The 21,204-nt window shown below is 60.4% G+C and carries 17 protein-coding genes; 13 read left to right on the forward strand and 4 right to left on the reverse strand.

Annotation, left to right across the window (positions count from 1 at the left end):
- Positions 1-17 precede the first annotated feature (17 nt).
- Positions 18-1,322: a glutamate-1-semialdehyde 2,1-aminomutase gene (gene hemL, locus RSF91_RS13300; protein WP_332568874.1), complete on the reverse strand. Its 1,305-nt coding sequence runs from the start codon at positions 1,320-1,322 to the stop codon at positions 18-20.
- The gene (thiD, locus tag RSF91_RS13305; RefSeq protein WP_332568875.1) at positions 1,306-2,277 is read right to left on the reverse strand and encodes a bifunctional hydroxymethylpyrimidine kinase/phosphomethylpyrimidine kinase; all 972 of its coding nucleotides are present in this window, start codon (positions 2,275-2,277) and stop codon (positions 1,306-1,308) included. Before thiD ends, hemL begins: the two co-directional genes overlap by 17 nt.
- A 115-nt stretch (positions 2,278-2,392) precedes the next feature.
- Between thiD and RSF91_RS13310 the strand changes: the two genes are divergently transcribed.
- Genes RSF91_RS13310 through RSF91_RS13335 form a run of 6 tightly spaced genes read left to right on the forward strand, consistent with a single transcriptional unit; the run spans position 2,393 to position 12,929 of the window.
- Entirely contained in the window at positions 2,393-2,545 is a 153-nt protein-coding gene (locus RSF91_RS13310; RefSeq protein ID WP_099735781.1) for a rubredoxin, read from the forward strand.
- 50 nt (positions 2,546-2,595) lie between these two features.
- Positions 2,596-3,000: a response regulator gene (locus tag RSF91_RS13315; protein ID WP_169107332.1), complete on the forward strand. Its 405-nt coding sequence runs from the start codon at positions 2,596-2,598 to the stop codon at positions 2,998-3,000.
- Complete coding sequence (locus RSF91_RS13320) at positions 3,000-3,362, forward strand: response regulator (RefSeq protein ID WP_169107331.1); 363 nt, start codon at positions 3,000-3,002, stop codon at positions 3,360-3,362. The genes RSF91_RS13315 and RSF91_RS13320 overlap by 1 nt, the downstream gene beginning before the upstream one ends.
- A gap of 14 nt (positions 3,363-3,376) precedes the next feature.
- Positions 3,377-3,904 carry a chemotaxis protein CheW gene (locus RSF91_RS13325; protein ID WP_332568876.1) on the forward strand — a complete coding sequence of 176 codons (528 nt, stop codon included), beginning with the start codon at positions 3,377-3,379 and terminating at the stop codon, positions 3,902-3,904.
- A 19-nt stretch (positions 3,905-3,923) separates the two neighbouring features.
- Positions 3,924-6,167 carry a methyl-accepting chemotaxis protein gene (locus RSF91_RS13330; RefSeq protein WP_332568877.1) on the forward strand — a complete coding sequence of 748 codons (2,244 nt, stop codon included), beginning with the start codon at positions 3,924-3,926 and terminating at the stop codon, positions 6,165-6,167.
- 60 nt (positions 6,168-6,227) lie between these two features.
- Entirely contained in the window at positions 6,228-12,929 is a 6,702-nt protein-coding gene (locus RSF91_RS13335) for a hybrid sensor histidine kinase/response regulator (protein ID WP_332568878.1), read from the forward strand.
- 102 nt (positions 12,930-13,031) lie between these two features.
- Here RSF91_RS13335 and RSF91_RS13340 read toward each other — a convergent pair whose 3' ends face one another.
- Positions 13,032-14,522: a cryptochrome/photolyase family protein gene (locus RSF91_RS13340; RefSeq protein WP_332568879.1), complete on the reverse strand. Its 1,491-nt coding sequence runs from the start codon at positions 14,520-14,522 to the stop codon at positions 13,032-13,034.
- 23 nt (positions 14,523-14,545) lie between these two features.
- Here RSF91_RS13340 and RSF91_RS13345 point away from each other — a divergent pair, with 23 nt between their 5' ends.
- The 6 genes from RSF91_RS13345 (at position 14,546) to RSF91_RS13370 (ending at position 19,430) form a co-directional block, all read left to right on the forward strand.
- Positions 14,546-15,145, forward strand: a complete 600-nt coding sequence (locus tag RSF91_RS13345) for a YqgE/AlgH family protein (RefSeq protein WP_332568880.1) — start codon at positions 14,546-14,548, stop codon at positions 15,143-15,145.
- Positions 15,142-15,633, forward strand: a complete 492-nt coding sequence (ruvX, locus tag RSF91_RS13350) for a Holliday junction resolvase RuvX (protein WP_332568881.1) — start codon at positions 15,142-15,144, stop codon at positions 15,631-15,633. Before RSF91_RS13345 ends, ruvX begins: the two co-directional genes overlap by 4 nt.
- On the forward strand, positions 15,630-16,160 hold the full coding sequence (pyrR, locus tag RSF91_RS13355; RefSeq protein WP_169107325.1) for a bifunctional pyr operon transcriptional regulator/uracil phosphoribosyltransferase PyrR: 531 nt from the start codon (positions 15,630-15,632) through the stop codon (positions 16,158-16,160). The genes ruvX and pyrR overlap by 4 nt, the downstream gene beginning before the upstream one ends.
- 2 nt (positions 16,161-16,162) lie before the next feature.
- Positions 16,163-17,125, forward strand: coding sequence for an aspartate carbamoyltransferase catalytic subunit (locus tag RSF91_RS13360; RefSeq protein ID WP_332568882.1), 963 nt, complete (start codon positions 16,163-16,165; stop codon positions 17,123-17,125).
- A gap of 63 nt (positions 17,126-17,188) precedes the next feature.
- Entirely contained in the window at positions 17,189-18,481 is a 1,293-nt protein-coding gene (locus RSF91_RS13365; protein WP_332568883.1) for a dihydroorotase, read from the forward strand.
- A 187-nt stretch (positions 18,482-18,668) separates the two neighbouring features.
- On the forward strand, positions 18,669-19,430 hold the full coding sequence (locus RSF91_RS13370; protein ID WP_332568884.1) for a lysophospholipid acyltransferase family protein: 762 nt from the start codon (positions 18,669-18,671) through the stop codon (positions 19,428-19,430).
- 61 nt (positions 19,431-19,491) lie between these two features.
- Here the strand turns inward: RSF91_RS13370 and RSF91_RS13375 are convergent, their stop codons facing one another.
- Entirely contained in the window at positions 19,492-20,502 is a 1,011-nt protein-coding gene (locus tag RSF91_RS13375) for a Bug family tripartite tricarboxylate transporter substrate binding protein (RefSeq protein ID WP_332568885.1), read from the reverse strand.
- A gap of 142 nt (positions 20,503-20,644) precedes the next feature.
- Here RSF91_RS13375 and arsC point away from each other — a divergent pair, with 142 nt between their 5' ends.
- Complete coding sequence (gene arsC, locus RSF91_RS13380) at positions 20,645-21,025, forward strand: arsenate reductase (glutaredoxin) (RefSeq protein WP_332568886.1); 381 nt, start codon at positions 20,645-20,647, stop codon at positions 21,023-21,025.
- The last annotated feature ends 179 nt before the right edge of the window (positions 21,026-21,204 follow it).

Below are 21,204 nucleotides of genomic sequence, written 5' to 3' on the forward strand. Positions count from 1 at the left end.
GGCAAAAGTGGCAAGGATTACAGCGTCCTGAACACTTCCTTGGCGGCTTCAATCGTGCGGTCGATATCGTCTTCGGTATGGGCCGCGCTCACAAAGCCCGCTTCATACAGCGCAGGCGCGAAGTAGTGGCCGCGCTCCAGCATGCCGTGGAAGAACTTATTGAAGACTTTGCCGTCGGTCTTCATGACCTGTGCGTAGTCCGTAGGCAGCTCGGGCAGGAAGTAGAAGCCGAACAGGCCGCCTTGCCAGTCCACGCTGAAAGGAATGCCGGCGGCATTGGCTTCAGACTTCAGACCTTGCATCAGATGGCCGGTCTTGAGGTGCAGGTCGGCGTGGAAGCCGGGGCGGCTGATGAGTTCCAGCGTCTTCAAGCCGCAAGCCGTGGCAATGGGGTTGCCCGAAAGCGTGCCGGCTTGGTAGACAGGGCCCAGCGGCGAGAGCTTTTCCATGATCTCGCGGCGCGCGCCGAAAGCGGCCATGGGCATGCCGCCGCCGATGACCTTGCCCATCACGGTGATGTCGGGGGCAAAGCCGGGGATGTCTTTGGCGTACAGGCTCTGGGCGCTGCCTAAGGCAACGCGGAAGCCGGTCATGACTTCGTCATAGACCATCAGCGCGCCGTGTTCCTTTGTCAGCTCGCGGATACGGCGGGTGAACTCCACGCTAGCGCGCACAAAGTTCATGTTGCCAGCGATAGGCTCCATGATCACGCAGGCGACTTCGTGGCCAATCTTGGCAAAGGCTTCTTCCAGCTGGGCCACATCGTTGTATTCCAGCACGATGGTGTCTTTGGCCACATCGGCAGGCACGCCAGCCGAAGACGAGGCGCCAAAGGTGGCCAGGCCCGAGCCGGCCTTGACCAGCAGCGAATCTGCATGGCCGTGGTAGCAGCCGTTGAACTTGATGATCTTGTTGCGACCAGTGTAGCCACGGGCCAGGCGCAGCGCGCTCATGCCGGCTTCGGTGCCTGAGCTGACCATGCGCACCATGTCCATGCTGGGCATGAGCTCACGAATCTTCTCGGCCAGCACCACTTCGCGCTCGGTGGGGGCGCCAAAGCTGAAGCCTTCAAGCACGGCAGCTTGTACCGTCTCGATCACTTCGGGGTGACCGTGGCCCAGGATCATGGGACCCCAGCTGCCGATGTAGTCGGTGAACTGCTGCTCGTTCTGGTCCCAGAAGTAGGCACCTTGGGCGCGCTTCACAAAGCGGGGTGTACCACCCACGGCGGCAAAGGCGCGCACGGGCGAGTTGACGCCGCCGGGGATCACACCCTTGGCGCGTTCAAACAATGCAATGTTCAAGTCAGTGTTTTGTGTCATGAGAGGGGATCACAAAGCCTTCGATCGGCTTTGTCTCTGGTTCGTCATCAGGGGTTTCTTCGTCTTCTGGCTCGTCTTCGGACTCTTCATCCTCGGTGGGCTGGGCCCAGAAAAGACGGTCAGGCAGGTAGTGGCCCATGCCGGGCCTAAAGCCTGCATCCAGACTGTGGTCCAGGTATTCCAGCGCTTCCAGCGTGGCGACGCCCAAGTCGTTGCCGGTTGCCAGCAAGGCCGTAATGGCAGCTGAAAGCGTATCACCTGCGCCTGTGAACGTAGCGTCAAACATCTCGTACTTGCTGTTGCCCAATACGGTCTGGGCAGTGGTCAGCACGTTGTCCACAAACTGGTCTGGCAAGGGTATACCCGTAACCAATACATAGGGTACTTCCAGCGCTTCGGCAGCCATGGCAATGTCGCGCGCCGTGGGCGAGCGGCTTTGTTCCCATTCGGGCAGCAGCCAGCGCCACAGGGTGTTGTGGTTTCCAACCAACACCGAGGTTTGAGGCAGGACAAGCTCCTTGAACGCGTCCAGGTACTGATCCTGCTTGTCGTCCTCCCACCAGGACAGGTCCGGCATGTAACTGATGATGGGGATGTTGGGGTAGTCAGACGAGATTGCGGCAATCGCAGCCAGGTTGGCGGGCGAGCCAGCAAAACCGACCTTGATGGCGGCGACAGCAATGTCTTCCAGCACCATGCGGGCCTGCTCGGTCACCGCCTCATCATCGAGCGAGAAGTGCTCATGAATGCGGGCGGTGTCTCTGACGTAGGCACCGCAGGCGACAGGCAGGGCGTGACCACCGACCGAGGAGATGGTGGCGATGTCAGCCGACAGTCCGCTGGCTCCACTGGGGTCGCTGCTGTTGAAAGACAGCACGCAAACGGGAGCGGATTCTGTCGCTTCTTCCTGGCTGGTGCGGCGAGGGGGAGTGGTGGAGATGGGGTTCAATGCCATGGCGCACCCCAGTTTGCACCCGGGAATGCAAGGGTGGGAGCCGGGGTTGTGACTAGATACAATCGTTGCATTCTATGTGAAGCCCCTATAAGCTGTGACTGACCCTAAAACTTGGATGTGTTTGACCTGTGGCTGGCTCTATGAGGAAGCTCTTGGCTGCCCGGAGCACGGAATTGCCCCCGAGACCCGCTGGGAGGATGTGCCCATGAACTGGACATGCCCGGAGTGCGGTGCACGAAAAGAAGATTTTGAAATGGTGGAAATCTGAGTGAGCAAAACACTCAATCCATCGACGACCGAATTGGGAGGAATTTCACTGTGACAGCATCTAGTGCGCCTTTGCGCGTCCTGGTGGTGGATGACAGCAACACCATCCGCCGCAGCGCTGAAATTTTCCTCAAGCAAGGCGGCTACGAAGTTCTTCTGGCTGATGATGGCTTTGATGCCCTCTCGAAGGTCAACGACTATCAGCCTCAGCTCATCTTTTGCGACATTCTGATGCCCAAGCTCGATGGCTATCAGACCTGCGCCATCATCAAGCGCAATGCGCGCTTTGCCAGCACACCCGTCGTCATGCTCTCTTCCAAAGACGGTGTCTTTGACAAGGCGCGTGGCCGCATGGTGGGCTGCCAAGACTATCTGACCAAACCGTTTACTAAAGATCAATTGCTGCAAGCCGTACAACAATTCGGGCTGCAGGCAGCAGATGTGGGAGCTGCGTAATGACAATTCAAAAAGTTCTGGTCATCGACGATTCAAAAACAGAGCTGATGGCTCTGACGGACATCCTGCAAAGACAGGGTATGCAAGTGCGTACGGCTGAAAATGGTGAAGACGCCATGAAGCGCCTGGCCGAAGACAAGCCTGATTTGATCCTGATGGATGTGGTCATGCCCGGTCAAAACGGCTTTCAGCTGACTCGCGCCATCTCGCGTGATCCGCTGTATGCCGACGTACCTATCATCATGTGCACCAGCAAGAATCAGGAAACTGACCGAGTCTGGGGTATGCGACAGGGCGCACGAGGCTACATCACCAAGCCGGTGGATGCAGCCGAGCTGCAGGCCAAGATCGCTGCTCTGTAAAGGCGGCGCTGCTTATGGCGAACCGCGAAGCCCTCCGAGATCTCCAATCCCGACTGGCCGGGCGCCTGCAAGCAGTGCGCAATGAAGGCATCAGCGTCGCCGCCTGGCTGGCTGTACAAGCCGGCGGGCGGGACTACTTGCTACCGCTTAATCAAGCGGGCGAAATTTTCCCCTGGACAGGCGTTCAGCCTGTTCCTTACACACAAACCTGGTTTCTCGGCATCGCCAATTTGCGCGGTGCCTTGATGGGCGTTGTGGACTTGGCCCAGCTGCTGGGCCATGGAAGTGCCCGCAATGAGCAGGAATTGATGGACTGCAGCTTGCTGGCTTTCAACCCTGCGCTGGAAGTGAATGCGGCCTTGCTGGCCGATCGTCTGCTGGGGCTGCGCGCCGCAGATGCATTTTCCAAAACCGAGCCTGCGCCTGAGCGCTCCCCGAGTTTCTTCGGTGCCGTGCATATTGATGCGAGCGGCCGCCGTTGGCAGGAGCTGAAATTGCAGCACCTGTCTCAAACCGCTAAATTTTTGAGCATTCGTGCTTGAGGTTTCTGGATACAGCTCTATGTCCTTCGCACAAAAATTAAATCAAATGTTTCGACGCAAGCCCGTTGCGGATGCTCTCCATGCTGATAGCAGCATGATGGCGGACACCGTCGTACAGGATATGTATGACGGCGCGCTCAACAGCGTGCAAGGCGCTCCTTCCATCATTGGCATGGAAGAGATGGATCGCGAAGATGAACGGGTGAGCTTGCCGATTCTTGGTACCGCGACGGTGGCCAAACATCAGCGCACCTTGTTTACCTTGTTGGGGGGCTCGGTTCTGGTGCTGGTGGTGACTGCGGCATGGATGCTGCGTGACGCCAGCAACTCCAACCAGCAACTCGCTGCAACAGGCCAGGCCCTGATGCAGTCGCAGCGACTGGCCAAGTCGGTTTCCATGGCCATGACAGGCGCAGCGCCCGCTTTTGCGGACGTGAAGGATAGCGCTGGCGTTCTGGCCCGCAACGTGCGCGCTCTGGCGGCTGGCGACTCTGAACTGGGCGTGAAGGCGCTGAGCAGTGGCCTGCAAGATGAAGTCAGTGAAATCAGCACGTTGATGGAGCGTGCAGAAAAAAGCGCCAGCCTGATTCTGGGTCAGCAAAAAACACTGACTCAGGTGGGTGATGCGCTGCGCACCATCAACCGCCAGTCTTCTGACTTGCTGGAAACCGCAGAAACCATCTCTTCGCTGAAGCTGCAGCAAGGTGCAGGCGCGGCGGAAATTTCTGCTGCCGGTCAGCTGGTGATGTTGACTCAGCGTATTGCCAAGTCGGCCAACGAATTCCAGACGCTGGAAGGCGTGAGCCCCGAGGCGGTGTTCTTGCTAGGCAAGGACTTGAACTCCTTCAAGGAAATCTCTGAAGGTCTGCTCAACGGCAGCAGCGAACTGGGTCTGCGCGCATCGCGCGACCCGCAGGTGCGTGAGCAGCTGCAGACGCTGATCAAGCAGTACGACGACACCCGCACTCAGGCCAGCGCCATTCTGGGCAACCTGCAAGGTCTGGTGTCGGCGCGTGAAGCACAGACCAGCATCAACAATGACAGCGAGCCACTGCGCCAGCAGCTGGAGAAACTGCAGTCTGATTTGCAAGGACTGGGCGGCTCCAGCATGCTGCAGCTGGCGGTGCTGGCTCTGGCTCTTTTGACTGCGGTGTTGAGTGGCGTCGGTATTTCTCGCGTGCAACTGCTGGACAGCCGCGCACGTCAGAAGGAAGCCGAAAGCCATCAGGTAGACGCCCGCTTGCAGGAGCAAGAAGCCAAGCGCATCAACGACGCCAATCAGGCGGCCATTTTGCGTTTGATGAACGAGTTGCAATCCGTCGCTGAAGGTGACTTGACGCAGGAAGCGACCGTGACCGAAGACATCACCGGCGCGATTGCCGACTCGGTGAACTACACGGTAGAAGAGCTGCGTGCGCTGGTGGGTTCGGTGCAGAACACCGTAACCCGAGTGGCGCAGACGACCGAGCAGGTGGACATGACGTCGACCGAGCTGCTGGCCGCATCGAACGAGCAATTGCACGAAATTCGCGAAACCGGCAAGTCCATTCTGGACATGGCTGGCCGTATCAACAATGTGTCGGCTCAGGCGCAGGAATCGGCACTGGTGGCCCGTCAATCGCTGCAAGCGGCTGATTCTGGTCTGAAGGCTGTGCAGAACGCCATCGGCGGTATGAACTCCATTCGTGACCAGATTCAGGATACTTCCAAGCGAATCAAACGTCTGGGTGAATCGTCCCAGGAGATTGGCGAAATCACTGAGCTGATTTCGGACATTACCGAACAGACCAACGTGCTGGCGCTGAACGCGGCCATTCAGGCTGCGTCTGCTGGTGAAGCCGGTCGTGGCTTCTCGGTGGTGGCGGAAGAAGTGCAGCGACTGGCGGAACGCTCCGCCGATGCGACACGTCAGATTGCCGCGCTGGTGAAAGCCATTCAGACCGATACACAGGACGCGGTGGCCGCTATGGAGCGCTCTACACAGGGTGTGGTTGAAGGGGCTCGCCTGTCTGACTCTGCGGGTACCGCACTGTCTGAAATTGATAGCGTGTCGCGCCGACTGGCCGAGCTGATTGAGCATATTTCCAACTCCACATCGCGTGAAGCCAACATGGCCAACGGTGTGGCGGAAAACATTCAGCACATTTTTGCGGTGACCGAGCAGACCGGTGAAGGTACTCGTACAACTGCCCAGCAGGTGCGCGAGCTCTCTCACATGGCTGAAGAACTGCGTCAGTCTGTTTCTCGATTCAAGATTGCCTGATTTGACTGGCTCTCCCTCTTATAAAAATGCACGACCCCTTGAGGGTTAAGGAACTAGAGCATGTCAGTGGTTGACGACTCGCCAATACGTGCCGCAATGTCTGCACCCGCGGAACAGGATCTGGGCCCATTGGCCTGGGTGCTCGATGAGGTACGAAAGTCGCTTGAGGCTGCGACTAAGGCTGTAGGCCGTTTCATGCGTGATGCAGATGCGGCCCGTTTGTCTGATCTGGAAGAGTTGGATACATCGGCGCTGCGCATTGCACGCCAGCAGTTGCACCAGGCTTGCGGTGCACTGGAGATGGTGGGCGTCACAGCCCCGGCACAGGTGATGCGCAGCATGGAGGCGGTGGTCAACCGCTTCGTGCAGCGCCCCGAATATTGCACACAGGAAGCGGCCAGCACGCTGGAGCGCACGCACTTCGCGTTGATGGAATTTCTGGAGGCGGTGCTTGCAGGTCAGCAAGTCTCTGCCGTGGCGTTGTTCCCCCAGTACCGTGAAACACAGGTTCTGGCGGGTAATGACAAGTCTCACCCTGCTGATTTGTGGCCTGCTGAGCGCCGAGCCCGCGAGCCGCGCTGGACAAGCCCCATGCCCGAGCCGCTGGCCTATGGCCCGCATGCCCGCGCCATGCTGGATGGCGTTGTGCTGCGCATGGTCAAGAGTGATGACCGTGAAGCCGCTGCCCAGATGCGCGAGCTGTGCCTGCGCTTTGCCGCAGGTCTGCCCGAGGATGTGGCAGCGCGCAGTTTCTGGAAGATTGCGGCAGCCTTTTTTGAAGGACTGGCGCGTGGCCTGATTACTGCAGACATCTACGTCAAGCGCATGGCTTCACGTGTGCTCATGCAGTACGCATCGATGGCCAAGGGCGACAGCCTGCCGCCAGCGCGTTTGCTGCAGGACTTGATGTTCTTCTGTGCGCAGGCCAAGCCGCGTGAGCAGGCGGGCGAGTCTTTGCAGGCCGTGCATGAAGCCTATTCCATGGAGTTCATGCCACTGGTGGATTACAACGTGGCCCGTTTCGGCCGCTTTGATCCATCGGTGCTGGTGCAAGCGCGCAAGCGCATTGCGGCGGCGGCAGAAACCTGGTCCGCACTGGCTGGGGGTGACCGCAGCAAGATTAAATCCATGGCCGAGCAATTCGGTCATGTGTCTGAATCGCTTGTCAAGCTGCAGCCGGCCAGCCATGGCCTGGCGCGTGCACTGATTCGCGTTGCGGAAACGGTGGACAGCGTTGGAGCACCGCCACCTGCCGAGCTGGCCATGGAAGTGGCAACGGCTGTGCTGTATCTGCAAGCCAGCTTTATGACGGCTGGCCAGAACGAAGAAGTGCAGTCCGCCCAGTCCAGCGTGCTCGTGCATCGCCTAGATGCTGCGTTGAACGGCGCCGTGCCTGAGCCGCTTGAAGTCTGGATGGAAGAGCTTTACCGCCAGGCTAGCGACCAGCAAACCATGGGCTCTGTGGTGGGTGAGTTGCGGTTGACCTTGGGCGAGGCTGAAAAGCAGCTCGACATGTTCTTCCGTAATCCTGCAGATACCTCTGTGCTGGGCCCTGTGCCCGGTCAGATGTCGCAGATGCGTGGTGTGCTGTCGGTGCTGGGCTTTGACCAGGCCGCGATGGCCATGCAGCGCATGCGCGAGACCGTTGAGCGCCTGATGCTTGGCGAGTTGAGCGTGGAAAGCTACCCCCAGGTTTTTGAAAAGCTGGGTAGCAGTCTGGGCGCGATGGGCTTCCTCATCGACATGCTCAGTTATCAGCGCAATATGGCGCGCAAGCTGTTTGTCTACGACGAGGAAAAGGACGAGTTGCGCATCGTCATGGGTCATAGCCGCAGCCGTGGCCCAGAGGCTTTCCGCCCCACGGTGGACATCCCTACTGATATTGCTCAGGTTCCTGACTTCAAGCCAGCGCCGCCAGTCGGTGCTGTGCCCGTTGAAGCGCCTGTCAAACCTGCAGATGCAGAAGTGGCTCAGGCCGCTTCTCTGCAGGCAGGCGCTCAGCCATCCGTGGCTGCGCCTCCGCCACCGCCTGAGGTGACGCCGGCGATACAGGCTCCAGTGGCTGCAGTGGTCGCCCCTGAGTTTTTGATCCCTCCTGAAGTTCACCTGCCAGCAGTGGATGAGGTAGCTGCAGGGCAGGAGTCGAGTGTTGAGGATGAGTCTTCGCTGTGGGCAGTGACAGAACCGGGTGCTCTGCCCGAGTTCTCCATGACGACCGCGCCTGCTGAGCTGGACATGAGCCCTGTGGGTTCTGATGCTCTGGCCGATGCCATGGCCCAGGTATTCAAGGGGATGCAGACAGTCAAGCCTTCTGAGGCTGCAGACGCTGAACTGGCCCATGGCCTGAATTTCGCTGCTGATTTCGGTGCTTTGGCTGAGCCTGCACCAGCTTCTGCCGCCCCCATCCCTGCGCCTGTGCCCGCACCCGCGGCCCAAGCTGTAGAGATGAGCGCAGAGGATCTGGATGGCGATGACGAGTTGCTGTCCATCTTCCTGGAAGAGGCTCGTGAAGTCGTCGACAACGGCCTGAATGCCTTGAAGGTTCTGGCCTATGAGCCAGAGAACCTGAGCGAGCAGACCACACTGCGCCGTGCTTTCCACACGCTCAAGGGTAGCTCCCGTATGGTCGGGCTTGATGAGTTTGGTGAAGCCGGCTGGTCTATGGAGCAGATGCTCAATGCCTGGCTGGCCGAGCAGCAGCCCATGCCCGCGCTCATGCAGCTTCTGGCGCAAGACTCGCTCAAGGCCTTTGTGGCCTGGGCGCAGGATATTGAAAACCGTCAGGCCGAAAATTGGTCGGCCACGCCATTCCGCGCTGCGGCAGATGCCATGCGCCTGCAGGGCACGCGTGTCGATATCCCGCTGGTGCCGCGTCGTGGCAAGCGTGCCGAACTGGCCGATCCAGTGCAAGTCGCGCCGGAGCTGGCTGAGTCGCCTGAGTTGCTGGCCTTTGAGCCCGTGACGACAGAGGTAGCCCCTGCGCTTGAGTGGCCACTGGATCTGGACGTTGAAACTGCTGCGGCCGAGCTTGCCAAGCATGAGCCTGAGCTGGTGATGCCTGAGCTCGACTTCCCTGAAGACGAATTGGCTCTGGTTGCTGAGGCAGAGGTGTTGGCTGAGCCTGAAGAGGCCGCTGCCGACTTTGCCATGCCGGAGCTGGATATTCCCGATGACCTGTTGGCGCAGGTTGATGCATTGGCAGTGGCGGCTGAAGCGCCACATGCAGCCCCTGCCGAAGAAGTGCAGGAGCTGGACTTTGCGGCGTTTGAAGCGGCCATGCGCGAAAGCGAGCAGGCCGCAATTGAAGTGCAGGCCGTTGCAGAGCCCGAGCATCTGGTCGCCGAAGTGCCGCAGGCTGAATTGCCTGAGGTGGTTCAACCTGACACGGCTGCTGCTGAGCTGGATGCGATCGAAGCCTTGCTTGATGCGGTACCTGAAGCAGCTGAAGCAGTTGAGCCTGAGATCGTCAAGCCTGCTGAGTCAGAAACGGCGGAGCCAGAAGTCGCTGCGACAGAGTCTGTTGCGCAAGATGAGGTCGAAGAGGAAGAGGGCTACCGCAATATTGATGGCTTGCGCATCAGCGCGCCGCTCTACAGCGTCTACCTCAACGAGGCCGATGAATGGTCTGAGCGTCTGGGTGGTGTGCTGCAGCAGTGGTCGCAAGAGCCTGTCCCTGATGACGCGATTGCACTGGCGCATTCGCTGGCGGGTAGCTCCGGTACCGTGGGCTTCAAGGCCTTGTCAGAACTGGCGCGCCTGCTTGAGCATGCGCTGCTGCACCTGCAGCCTCAGGGCTTTGCCAGCAAGCTGCAGATTCAGCAATGCGTGACCGCTTCGGACGAAGTACGTCGTTTGCTGCATCAGTTCGCAGCAGGCTTCCTCAAGGAGACTGTGCCTGCGGTTGAAGATGGACTGCGTGAAATTCTCAGCTCGACCATTGATGCCAGCGCTGTGCCTGCTTCGGCATACGATGAATTGCTCGATCTGGATGATGTCGAGTGGCCAGTCGCTGAAGTGCTGCTGCCACCCGCAGATCCCAAGGATTTGCCGCTGGACTTTGCTGCCGAGCAAGTGCTGGATGCAGAGCCACAGGCACTGCTCTCCAGCGATGCACTGACGGATACATTGACCGCTGAACAGGCGGTTGAAACTCCTGCTGTCGATGCCCCAGCTGCAGACCCGCTGCTGGATGTGGTGCCGGATGCCGCGGCTCAGGCACCTTATTCCATGGTGCCCGCTGGTGGCAGCGTGGAGCATGAAGCCGAGCTGCAGCGTCGCATTGATGAAGCCATTGCGCTGGCCGTACATGCGGGCGACGATGAAGACGACATTGATGTGCTGGATCAGGTTGACCCCGATCTGTTCCCCATCTTTGAAGAAGAAGCCATCGACCTGCTGCCCAAGCTGGGCGCTGCGCTGCGCCGCTGGCATGGCCGCCCCACGCAGGATGAGGCGCGCAACGAGGTTTTGCGCGCCCTGCACACCATCAAGGGCAGTGCCCGTCTGGCCGGTGCCATGCGCATGGGCGAGATGGCTCACCGTCTGGAATCTGCCGTTGAACGCATTGACCAGGAACGCCCCTCCGCCGAAGCCATTGAGCCGTTGCTGGGCAGCTTTGATGCCTTGCAAGCCAGCTTTGATGTGCTGCGCATGGCGGGTGAGCAAGAGCCTGAACAGCCGCTGGACCAGCTTGAAGATAAGCTGGCTCAAGCACCACTGCACCTGAGTGCTGAGGCTGACAGCGAAAAGATTGAGGTTGCTGCGGCAGAGTCTGCTGAAGCGCCTGCTGCGATTCAGATGCCAGCACCCGTGGTGCCGCGCGCTTCGTCGCAACAGACGGTGCGGGTGCGTGCCCAGTTGCTGGACCGTCTGATTTCTCAGACCGGCGAAGTGCTGATTGCCCGCTCGCGTGTGGATGCACGCCTTATGCAGGCTCGCTCGGCGCTCAATGACCTGACCGGTAACCTAGAGCGTCTGCGTACCCAGTTGCGTGACATTGAAGTGCAGGCCGAGAGCCAGATGCAGTCGCGCCTGGCTCTGTCCAAGGACTCGGCGGCTGGCTTTGACCCGCTGGAGTTTGACCGCTTCACCCGCGTGCAGGAATTGACCCGCATGATGGCCGAGTCGGTGAACGACGTGGCTACCGTGCAGCGCAATCTGCAGCGCGATCTGGCCGTAGCCGAAGATGATCTGGTGGCTCAGGGCCGCCAGGCACGTGATCTGCAGCGCGATCTGCTGCGCACCCGCATGGTGGAGTTCGACTCGTTTGCCGAACGTCTGTACGCCGTGGTGCGCCAGACCTCCAAGGAGATGGGCAAGCAGGTTCGCCTGAACATTCTGGGCGGCACCATCGAAATGGACCGCGGCATGCTGGAACGCATGATGCCGGCCTTTGAGCACTTGCTGCGTAACTGCGTGGCGCACGGCATCGAGTCACCCGAGCTGCGCCAGGAAAACGGCAAGCCCGCCATCGGCACCATCGAAATCGTGCTGAGCCATGAGCGCAATGACGTTGCGCTGTCTGTGGAAGACGATGGCGCTGGCTTGAATCTGGAGCGCATTCGTGCCAAGGCCATCAGCCTCAAACTGTGGACGGATGATCGCCACATGACGCTGGAGGACGCAGGCCGCCTGATCTTTGAGCCGGGCTTCAGCACGGCCACCGAAGTGACAGGCGTGGCCGGTCGTGGCATTGGTATGGACGTGGTGCGTTCTGAAGTGAATGCGCTGGGCGGCCGTATCGAAACCCATACCGAGCCCGGCCGTGGCAGCGCCTTCCGCTTGGTGTTGCCGCTGACGACGGCGGTGACGCAGGTGGTCATGCTGCGCATGGGCTCTGTGTCCATGGGCGTGCCTGCCAACCTGATTGAAATCGTGCGCCGCGTGCCGGTCGATGCGCTGGAAGAAAGCTATCGCAAGAACGAGTTCCACGATGGCACCGAAGTCATGCCTTTCTACTGGGCTGGCGCGCTGTGGCAAACCTCACTGCGCAGCGATGAAAACGTGGGCCGTACCCGTCCCGTGGTGATTGCCCGCAGCGCCTCGCAGCGCGTGGCTTTGCACGTGGATGAAGTGCTGGGCAACCAGGAAGTGGTTATCAAAAACCTGGGTCCACAGCTTTCGCGTCTGCCCGGCTTAACGGGTATGTCCGTGCTGCCCTCGGGTTCTGTGGTGCAAATCTACAACCCGGTGGCGCTGGCCAACGTGTACGGCGACAGCGTGCGCGCCATGCTGGCCAAGGCCGAGCTGGATGCCGCTGAAGGCGGACTGCTGGCCCAGGCCGCAGGTGCGGGTTTGCTGGGTGCTGAAGCGGGTCAGATCGCGGTGCCGCTGGTGCTGGTGGTGGATGACTCCATCACCGTGCGCCGCGTGACCCAGCGCCTGCTGCAGCGCGAAGGCTACCGCGTCACGCTGGCGGCTGATGGCTTGCAAGCCATTGAACGCCTGCAGGACGAGCGCCCGACGCTGGTGCTGTCGGACATCGAAATGCCGCGCATGGATGGCTTTGACTTGCTGCGCAACATTCGTGCAGACCAGAAGTTGGAAGGCATGCCTGTTGTCATGATCACTTCGCGTATTGCCCAGAAGCATCGCGAGATGGCCCGTGAGCTGGGTGCGAATCACTATCTGGGCAAGCCTTACTCTGATGAAGAGCTGCTGGGCCTGATCCAGCATTACGCCTTGAAGCTTAGCGGCCCCGCACCGGAGCGCAACCCGCTCAGCGGCCCTGGGCCTGATGCATCTGGAGCCGCTGCCGAATAAGCGCTGCTCCTAAAATAAACGCGGCTTGCGCCGGTCTTGATTGGGTTTCAGGTTAAAAGCGACCTGAAACCTTTTAAAGACAAGCGCAAGCCGCTTCTTTTTTTAGCTGTCCTTTTTCAAGATGCCATAGCGTGCCAGTGTCTTCTCGCGTGCCGTTGCGTGATCGACGATGGGGTAGGGGTAGCTGCTGCCTAGCGTGATGCCTGCTTCAAGCAGGTCCAGCGGCTTGGCCAGCCAGGGCGCGTGGCGTAGCTTGGCGGGCAGTTGCGCCACCTCGGGCACATAGCGGGCAATGAATTTGCCGTCCGCATCAAATTTCTCGCTCTGCGTGATGGGGTTGAAGATGCGAAACCAGGGCTGGGCATCGCAGCCGGTTGAGGCTGCCCATTGCCAGCCGCCGTTGTTCGCTGCCAGATCAAAGTCGTTGAGCTTCTCGGCAAAGTAAGCCTCGCCCCGGCGCCAGTCGATTCCCAGGTCTTTGACCAGAAAGCTCGCCACCACCATGCGCAGCCGGTTGTGCATATAGCCACTGGTGTTGATCTGGCGCATGGCGGCATCGACCAGCGGGTAGCCGGTACGACCCTCGCACCATGCGGCGAAGAGTGCATCGGCTTCGGCACCCGTGTCCCATTCGATCACGTCATAGGCAGGCTTGAAGCTGCGTTCAATGACATGCGGGTGGTGGGCCAGAATCTGAAAGTAAAAATCGCGCCAGATCAGCTCGCTGAGCCAGGTGGCTGCACCTTCACGGCCTGCATCAGACCAGTCGCCGTTATGCGCGGCCTCATGGGCAAGGCGAGCCAGTTCACGAATCGAAACGGTGCCAAAGCGCAGGTGCACGCTGAGGTAGCTGGGGCCTTTGAGCGCCGGAAAATCCCGCGCCGCCTTGTACTGCGGCAGGCGCGGCAGAAAGTCGGACAGTAACTGGCGCGCGCCGCTTTCGCCAATGGGCAGACGCAGGCCTTGCAGGGTGTCGGGTGCAAAGCCCAGCTCGGCGGCGGTGGGCACGTCTTGGCGCTCTGCTTCAGGCCGGTCGGCCAGCTTGGCGGGCAGGTCGCGCTCGCTGGGATAGCTGGAGAGGTAAAACGGCGTCACTTTTTTGAGCCAGGCGTTTTTGTAGGGCGTGAAGACCGAAAACGGCGACAGGCTCTGGGTCAGCACCTCGTCGCGCGCAAAAATGCGGTGGTCTTTGCTGCGCAGCAGCACGCGGCCGCCGGCCTTGAGACTGCGGGCTACCTGCGCATCGCGCGCCAGAGCGGCAGGTTCGTCATCGTCATTGCAGAAGACAGCACCAGCGCCCAGTTGGCTGGCCAGCGCCGGAATGATCTCTTGTGGCAAGCCGCGTCGGGTGATGAGGCCTGCTTGCGGGCGGCCTGCGGCATGGCGAATGGCTTCGTCCAGCTCGGCCACGCTCTGGCAGATGAACTCTACCCGGCGGTCGGCGTGGGGCAGGGCGGTGAGGATGCTGTCGTCGAAAACAAAGACGCAATACAGCGTTTTGCAGTGCTGCGCAGCATGGTAGAGGGCTGCGTTATCGGCCAGGCGCAGGTCGCGCCGGAACCATATCAAGCCCACAGGGTAAAAAGGAGTCATGGATCGCCATTAAAATCGCAGTTATGTCTGCAGAATCTGCGCCTATCAATTTGACGCACCACTTCCTGATTGCCATGCCGGGTCTGGAAGATGAGTCGTTTTCGCGCAGCGTTGTGTACCTGTGCGAGCATAGCGAGCGTGGCGCGCTCGGTCTCATTATCAACAAGCCCTCCAAGCTGAGCCTGCAAGGCCTGCTGCAAAAAGTGGACTTGGGCCTCAAGCGTGAAGATTTGCGCGACGAGCAGGTCTTTACCGGCGGCCCGGTGCAGACCGATCGTGGTTTTGTGCTGCACGAGCCCATGGTGATCGAAGGCGCCCCCGAGAACGAATCGGCCTATGCCTCGACCATGACCATCCCCGGCGGTCTGGAGATGACCACATCCAAGGATGTTCTCGAAGCCCTGTCCGACGGTGCCGGCCCCAAGCGCGTGCTGGTCACGCTGGGCTATTCGTCCTGGGATGAAGGTCAGCTCGAATCCGAAATTGGCGAAAACGCCTGGCTGACCGTGGAAGCCGATCCCGACGTGATCTTCAGCACCCCTGTTGATGAACGCTATGACCGCGCGCTGGGCCTGCTGGGCCTGCAGCGCTGGATGTTATCTCCCGAATCGGGTCGCGCATGAACGATATTTCCTCTTCCAACAAGGCCGCCGATGCGGCCTTTTCCTCGGCCAGCGATCAGCCTGCCTCTGCACCCCTGCCGCAAAAGCCCGAGGTGCCTGCGCATTTCCAGCAGTTTCTGTGCTTTGACTTCGGTACCAAGCGCACGGGCTGTGCATCGGGCAACCGCGTGCTGGGCGGCGCCAACCCGCTGCCCACCATCAAGGCTGAAGGTGCCGAGGCTCGATTGGTGGCCGTGGACAAGCTGGTCCGCGAGTGGCAGCCCAATGCGCTGGTGATTGGCGTGCCCTATCACCCCGATGGTGCGGCGCACGAGAACACGGCGCGCGCCCTGAAATTTGGACGCCAGCTCAGAAGCCGCTGCAAACTGCCGGTGTATGAGGTGGACGAACGCTACAGCACGACCGAAGCCCTGGCAGGAGGCGCACGCGACGCTGATGCCGCTTCGGCCTGCATCATTCTTGAACAGTTTTTGAGGAGTCTCCCATGAGTGAAACCATTGCAGGAAACCAACCGGGACAAGGTAGCCTGATTCTGGATGCCGAAGCCCTGTATAGCGAGCTGCTGCGCGGCGTGCAGCGCATCATGGGGCCCAACACCCGCCTGGCGGGCATCACCTCGGGCGGTGCATGGCTGGTCGAGCGTCTGCACAAGGACCTGAACCTTGCGGGCAAGCCCAGCGTGCTTTCGTCTGCGCTGCACCGCGATGATTTTGCCCAGCGCGGCATGGCCTCCAGCGCGCAGACGCAGATTGATTTTGACGTCAACGGCGCTGATGTGCTGATTCTGGATGACGTGCTCTATACCGGCCGCACGGTGCGCGCAGTCATCAACGAACTCTATGACTACGGCCGCCCCGCTTGCGTGCGTCTGGCCGTTCTGGTGGACCGTGGCGGGCGCGAATTGCCCTTCCAGGCCGACTTTGCCGCAGCCCGCGTGGTGCTGCCGGCGGACCGCTCTTTGGCGCTGGCGCGCGACGAGGCCGGTGTCTTTCACTTCCGCATTCAAGAGGCCTGATCGTGCTGTACAAGCGCAACCCCCAACTCAACAAGAATGGCGAGCTGATTCACCTGCTCTCCACCGAAGGCCTGTCCAAGGACATCCTGACCCAGATTCTCGACACGGCTGGCAACTTCGTCAGCGTCAATGACCGCGAAGTCAAGAAAGTGCCGCTGCTGCGCGGCAAGAGCGTGTTCAATCTGTTCTTCGAGAACAGCACCCGCACCCGCACCACGTTTGAAATTGCGGCCAAGCGCTTGAGCGCAGACGTGTTCAATCTGGACATCGCCCGCAGCTCGGCCAGCAAGGGCGAGACCTTGCTGGACACCATTGACAACCTGAGCGCCATGGCTGCCGACATCTTCGTCGTGCGCCACAGTGAATCGGGTGCGCCTTATCTCATCGCCAAGCATGTGGCGCCCCATGTCCACGTGGTCAACGCCGGTGACGGCCGCCACGCACACCCCACACAGGGTTTGCTGGACATGTACACCATCCGCCACTACAAGAAGGATTTTTCCAACCTTCGCGTGGCGATCGTGGGCGACGTGCTGCATTCGCGTGTGGCGCGTTCCGACATTCACGCCCTGACCACGCTGGGCGCGGCCGAAGTGCGTGTGGTGGGCCCCCGCACACTGGTTCCATCCGACATGGCCAGCATGGGCGTGCGCGTCTTCCACAACCTAGAAGAGGGCATCAAGGACTGCGACGTCATCATCATGCTGCGACTGCAGAACGAACGCATGAGCGGTGCGCTGCTGCCGTCGAGCCAGGAATACTTCAAGAGCTTTGGCCTGACCGAAAAGCGCATGGAGCTGGCCAAGCCCGATGCCATCGTCATGCACCCCGGCCCTATCAACCGCGGCGTGGAGATCGACTCCGCCGTGGTAGACGGCCCGCAGGCCGTGATTCTGTCGCAAGTCACCTTTGGTATTGCCGTTCGCATGGCCGTGATGTCCATCGTTGCGGGCAACGAGGCCTGATCCTGTTTTTATAGCTGCCAGCGCTTGATTGATGAGCGCTAGCAGCCAATTTGGTGCCAAACCATGAAGATTCTGATTCGCAATGGCCGGGTGATGGACCCGGCAAGCGGTTTCGACCAGCAGGCCGATATCGCCATCGACGGCAACAAGGTTGCAGCCATCGGCTCCGCACCCGATGGTTTTGTGGCCGAGCGTGAAATCGATGCCAAGGGCTGCTGGGTGCTGCCCGGTCTGGTCGACTTGGCCGTGCGCCTGCGCGAGCCCGGCCACGAGCACGAAGGCATGCTGCAGTCCGAAATGGCCGCAGCCGCTGCTGGTGGTGTGACCAGCCTGGTCTGTCTGCCCGATACCGACCCCGTGCTCGACGAGCAAGGTCTGGTCGAAATGCTCAAGTTCCGTGCCGAGAAGCAGCACAAGTCCCGCCTGTTCCCCATGGGCGCGCTGACGGTGGGCCTCAAGGGCGAGACGCTGACCGAAATGGCCGAGCTGACCGAGTCCGGCTGCGTGGCCTTTGGTCAGGCGGATGTGCCGCTGCCCAATATCCAGACGCTGCAACGCGCCATGTCGTATGCCAACACTTTTGGCTACGCCGTGTGGCTGCGCCCGCAAGACAAGGATCTGGGCAAAGGCGTGGCGGCCAGCGGCGCTCTGGCGACCCGCATGGGCCTGTCTGGCGTGCCCGTGGCGGCAGAGACGATTGCCTTGCACACCATTTTTGAGCTGATTCGCGGCTCGCAAACCCGCGTTCATCTGTGCCGTCTGGCCAGCGCCGCCGGTGTGGAGCTGGTGCGCCGCGCCAAGGCCGAAGGCCTGAATGTCACGGCGGACGTGTCCATCAACTCGCTGCTGCTGACCGAAACCGATATCGGCTTCTTCGACAGCAATGCCCGCCTGACCCCGCCGCTGCGCCAGCAGCGCGACCGCGACGCGTTGAGCGCTGCGCTGGCCGACGGCACGATTGATGCGCTGGTGTCTGATCACACTCCGGTGGATGAAGACGCCAAGGTCCTGCCTTTTGCTGAAGCCGAACCCGGTGCCACCGGCGTGGAGTTGCTGCTGTCTATCGCCGTGAAGTGGAGCCGTGAGCACAACGTGCCTCTGAACCGCGCGCTGGCTGCTATCACGACCTCTCCTGTGGCGGTGCTGAGCAGCGCTCTAGGCGAGCAGCAATCGCAGCTGGGCCAGTTGAGTGTGGGCGGCGTTGCCGACCTGTGCATTGTGAATCCTGATGCCGAGTGGACTGTTGAGCCCAAAGCTTTGGCTAGCCAGGGCAAGAGCACGCCGTTTTCCGGCTACGAGCTGCCTGCGCGCGTGACATGGACCATTGTTGATGGTGAAGTGGCTTATCAACGATAGGCTCCCCCTGAGCGGCTTTGCCGCTTCCCCCTCTCTCGATGCGCTGCATCGGGAGGGGGATGACGCCCTCGGTGCGCGGCGGCGCTTCCTCGGTGTCTCTGACTTTGCATTGCGCCAGTCTTAGGCGCTTGCCGGTATCAAGTTGGTGCAACTTGTGCGAGGCGAGTCGCTACACTCTTTGAGAATCATGGCAAACGGCTTGCACAAAATCAAAACTAGCCTGCGCGCTGTGTGGCGCGGCATGCGACTGCTGGCCCATGTGGGCAAGGGCGCATGGGTTGTGGCGTTCCGCTTTCCCCAGCTGCATTATCTGCAGCAGCATGAGCTGGTGCAGGCCTGGGCTGCAACCCTGCTGGTCCGCGCAGGCGTGCAGCTGGAGGTCAAAGGCCAGCCGCCCGCTAAAGGGCCGGTGCTCATGGTCAGCAACCATATCTCCTGGCTTGATATTCCGCTGCTGCACGCAGCGCGCCATTGCCGCTTTATCTCCAAGTCTGATGTGAAGGGCTGGCCCATCATTGGCACGCTGGCCACGGCGGCCGGCACCCTCTACATCCAGCGCAGCTCGCGCCGCGACGCCATGCGCATGATCACCGCCATGGCGGATGCTTTCAAGCGCGGCGAAATCCTGGCCGTCTTTCCCGAAGGCACCACAGGCGATGGTCGCAGCCTGCTTTCATTTCACTCCAACCTGCTTGAGGCCGCTGTGCAATGCGATGCGCCAGTGCAGCCGGTAGGTCTGCGCTTTGTGGATGGTAAGACGGGTGAAACCAGCTACGCCGCTACCTATGTGGGCGATGAGTCCTTGCTCGGCTCCATCTGGCGCGTGCTCAGTGCAGACCATCTGCAAGCCGTGGTGCACTACGGCGAGCTGCAAAGCGCAGGCGGCCGTGATCGTCGTAGCTGGGCGAAGGACCTGCATGCTGAGGTCGATCGGCTGCGCAGAAGTTGAGAGCCTTTACCAAGAAAAAACGCAGCCCAGGAGCTGCGTTTTGTTTGGTGGATAGACAGCCTCAGAGAGTCATCTTGCTGTCGATAATCACCTTGCGCCAGCGTGCCAGGTCCTTGTTGATCAGATCGGCAAACACTTTCGGTGTGCTGGGCATGGGCTGAGCGCCTTCGTTTTGCAGGCGCTCCAGAATGCCAGGGCTTTTAAGCGAAGCATTGATCTGCTGATTGATCTTGGCCACCACATCGGCAGGCATGTTGGCTGGGCCGACGACTCCGTACCACTGGTCTGCTTCAAAGCCTGGCAGACCCGCTTCAGCAACTGTGGGCACATTCGGCAGAGCCGCGACACGCTGTGGCGATGACACGGCAATCGCCTTGATCTGCCCGGCACGAATTTGCGCCAGCACTGCCGGTATGCCCGTGAACAAGGTCTGTACCTGGCCCGCAACCAGATCATTGACGGCAGGGGCAGTGCCTTTATAGGGCACGTGCTGCATTTTGAGCCCTGCTTGCAGGCTCAGATAGGCCATGGTCATGTGCGCGGCACTGCCGTTACCGCCCGAGCTGAAATTCACCGCACCGGGGTTGGCTTTGACGAAGCTGATGAACGATGCCAGATCAGTGACCGGCAGCGAGGGGTGAACCACCAGCACATTGGGCACGCGCGCCACCCAAGCCAGCGGCGTGAAGCTCTTGATGGGGTCGTAGGGCAGCTTGGGGTACAGCGTGGGGGTGACGGCCAGCGTGCCCACATGCCCCATCAGCAGGGTGTAGCCATCTGCGCTGGCCTTGGCAACGCGATCAGCACCAATACTGCCGCCTGCGCCAGCCACATTCTCTGGCACTACGCTCTGCCCCCATGCCGTGGTGAGTTCATGGCCGATGGCGCGCCCCAGAATGTCTGCCGAGCCGCCGGGAGTGAACGGGATGACCATGCGTATGGCTTTGCTGGGGTATTTCGACTCTTGCGCAAGTGCAGAGCCAGCGAATCCGCTCAATGCGGTGGCTGCAGCCCATTGACTCCATTGGCGGCGGCTCAGAGCGAGTTGAATTGGTTCTTGAGAATCAGGCATGTTGTCTCCTTATTGTGTTTTCAGGCATTTTTCAATCAGTCTATGGGAACAGCTGCACACATGGCTCTGGCTTTGGCGGCATAGCAGCTATGCAGACCTTGTCGGGGCACAAGTCCATGCGCAGGCTCGCTAAACTGCAGCCATGACAACAAGCATTGATACCCCCGTGAATCGCCCCGATATCACCATCTTCCACAACAACCGCTGCAGCAATTCGCGCGGTGCGCTGGCGCTGCTGCGCGAGCATGGCATTGAGCCCAATATCGTGGATTACATTGCCACGCCGCTCACGGCACCTGAACTGTCCGAGCTGGTGGCGCATCTGGGTGTGCCGGTGCGTGATTTGCTGCGCAGCAAAGAAGCGCAGTTCAAAGAGCTGGGACTGGACAACGCTGCCGTCAGCGATGTGCAGCTGATTCAGGCCGTGGCTGCGCACCCGGTTCTGCTCAATCGCCCGATTGTGGTGACCCCCAAGGGTGCCAAGCTTTGCCGCCCGCCAGAGCTGGTGCTGGAATTGATCTGAGGCTGGCAGGATTTAGTGAAATCAAGCTGAATCCCTTTACAGATAAGCGCAAGCAGCTTCTGATTTGGTATCGTTTTGCAAATATCGACGGCCTAAGAGTCGCTAACACCACCCTTGATACGTCGTTATTTCGCCTGGTCGTACGCTTGTACTGCCTGCGGCTTCATGCCTCGTCTCAA

The sequence above is a fragment of the Comamonas sp. genome (assembly GCF_036643215.1).
Classification (GTDB): Bacteria; Pseudomonadota; Gammaproteobacteria; order Burkholderiales; family Burkholderiaceae_C; genus Comamonas.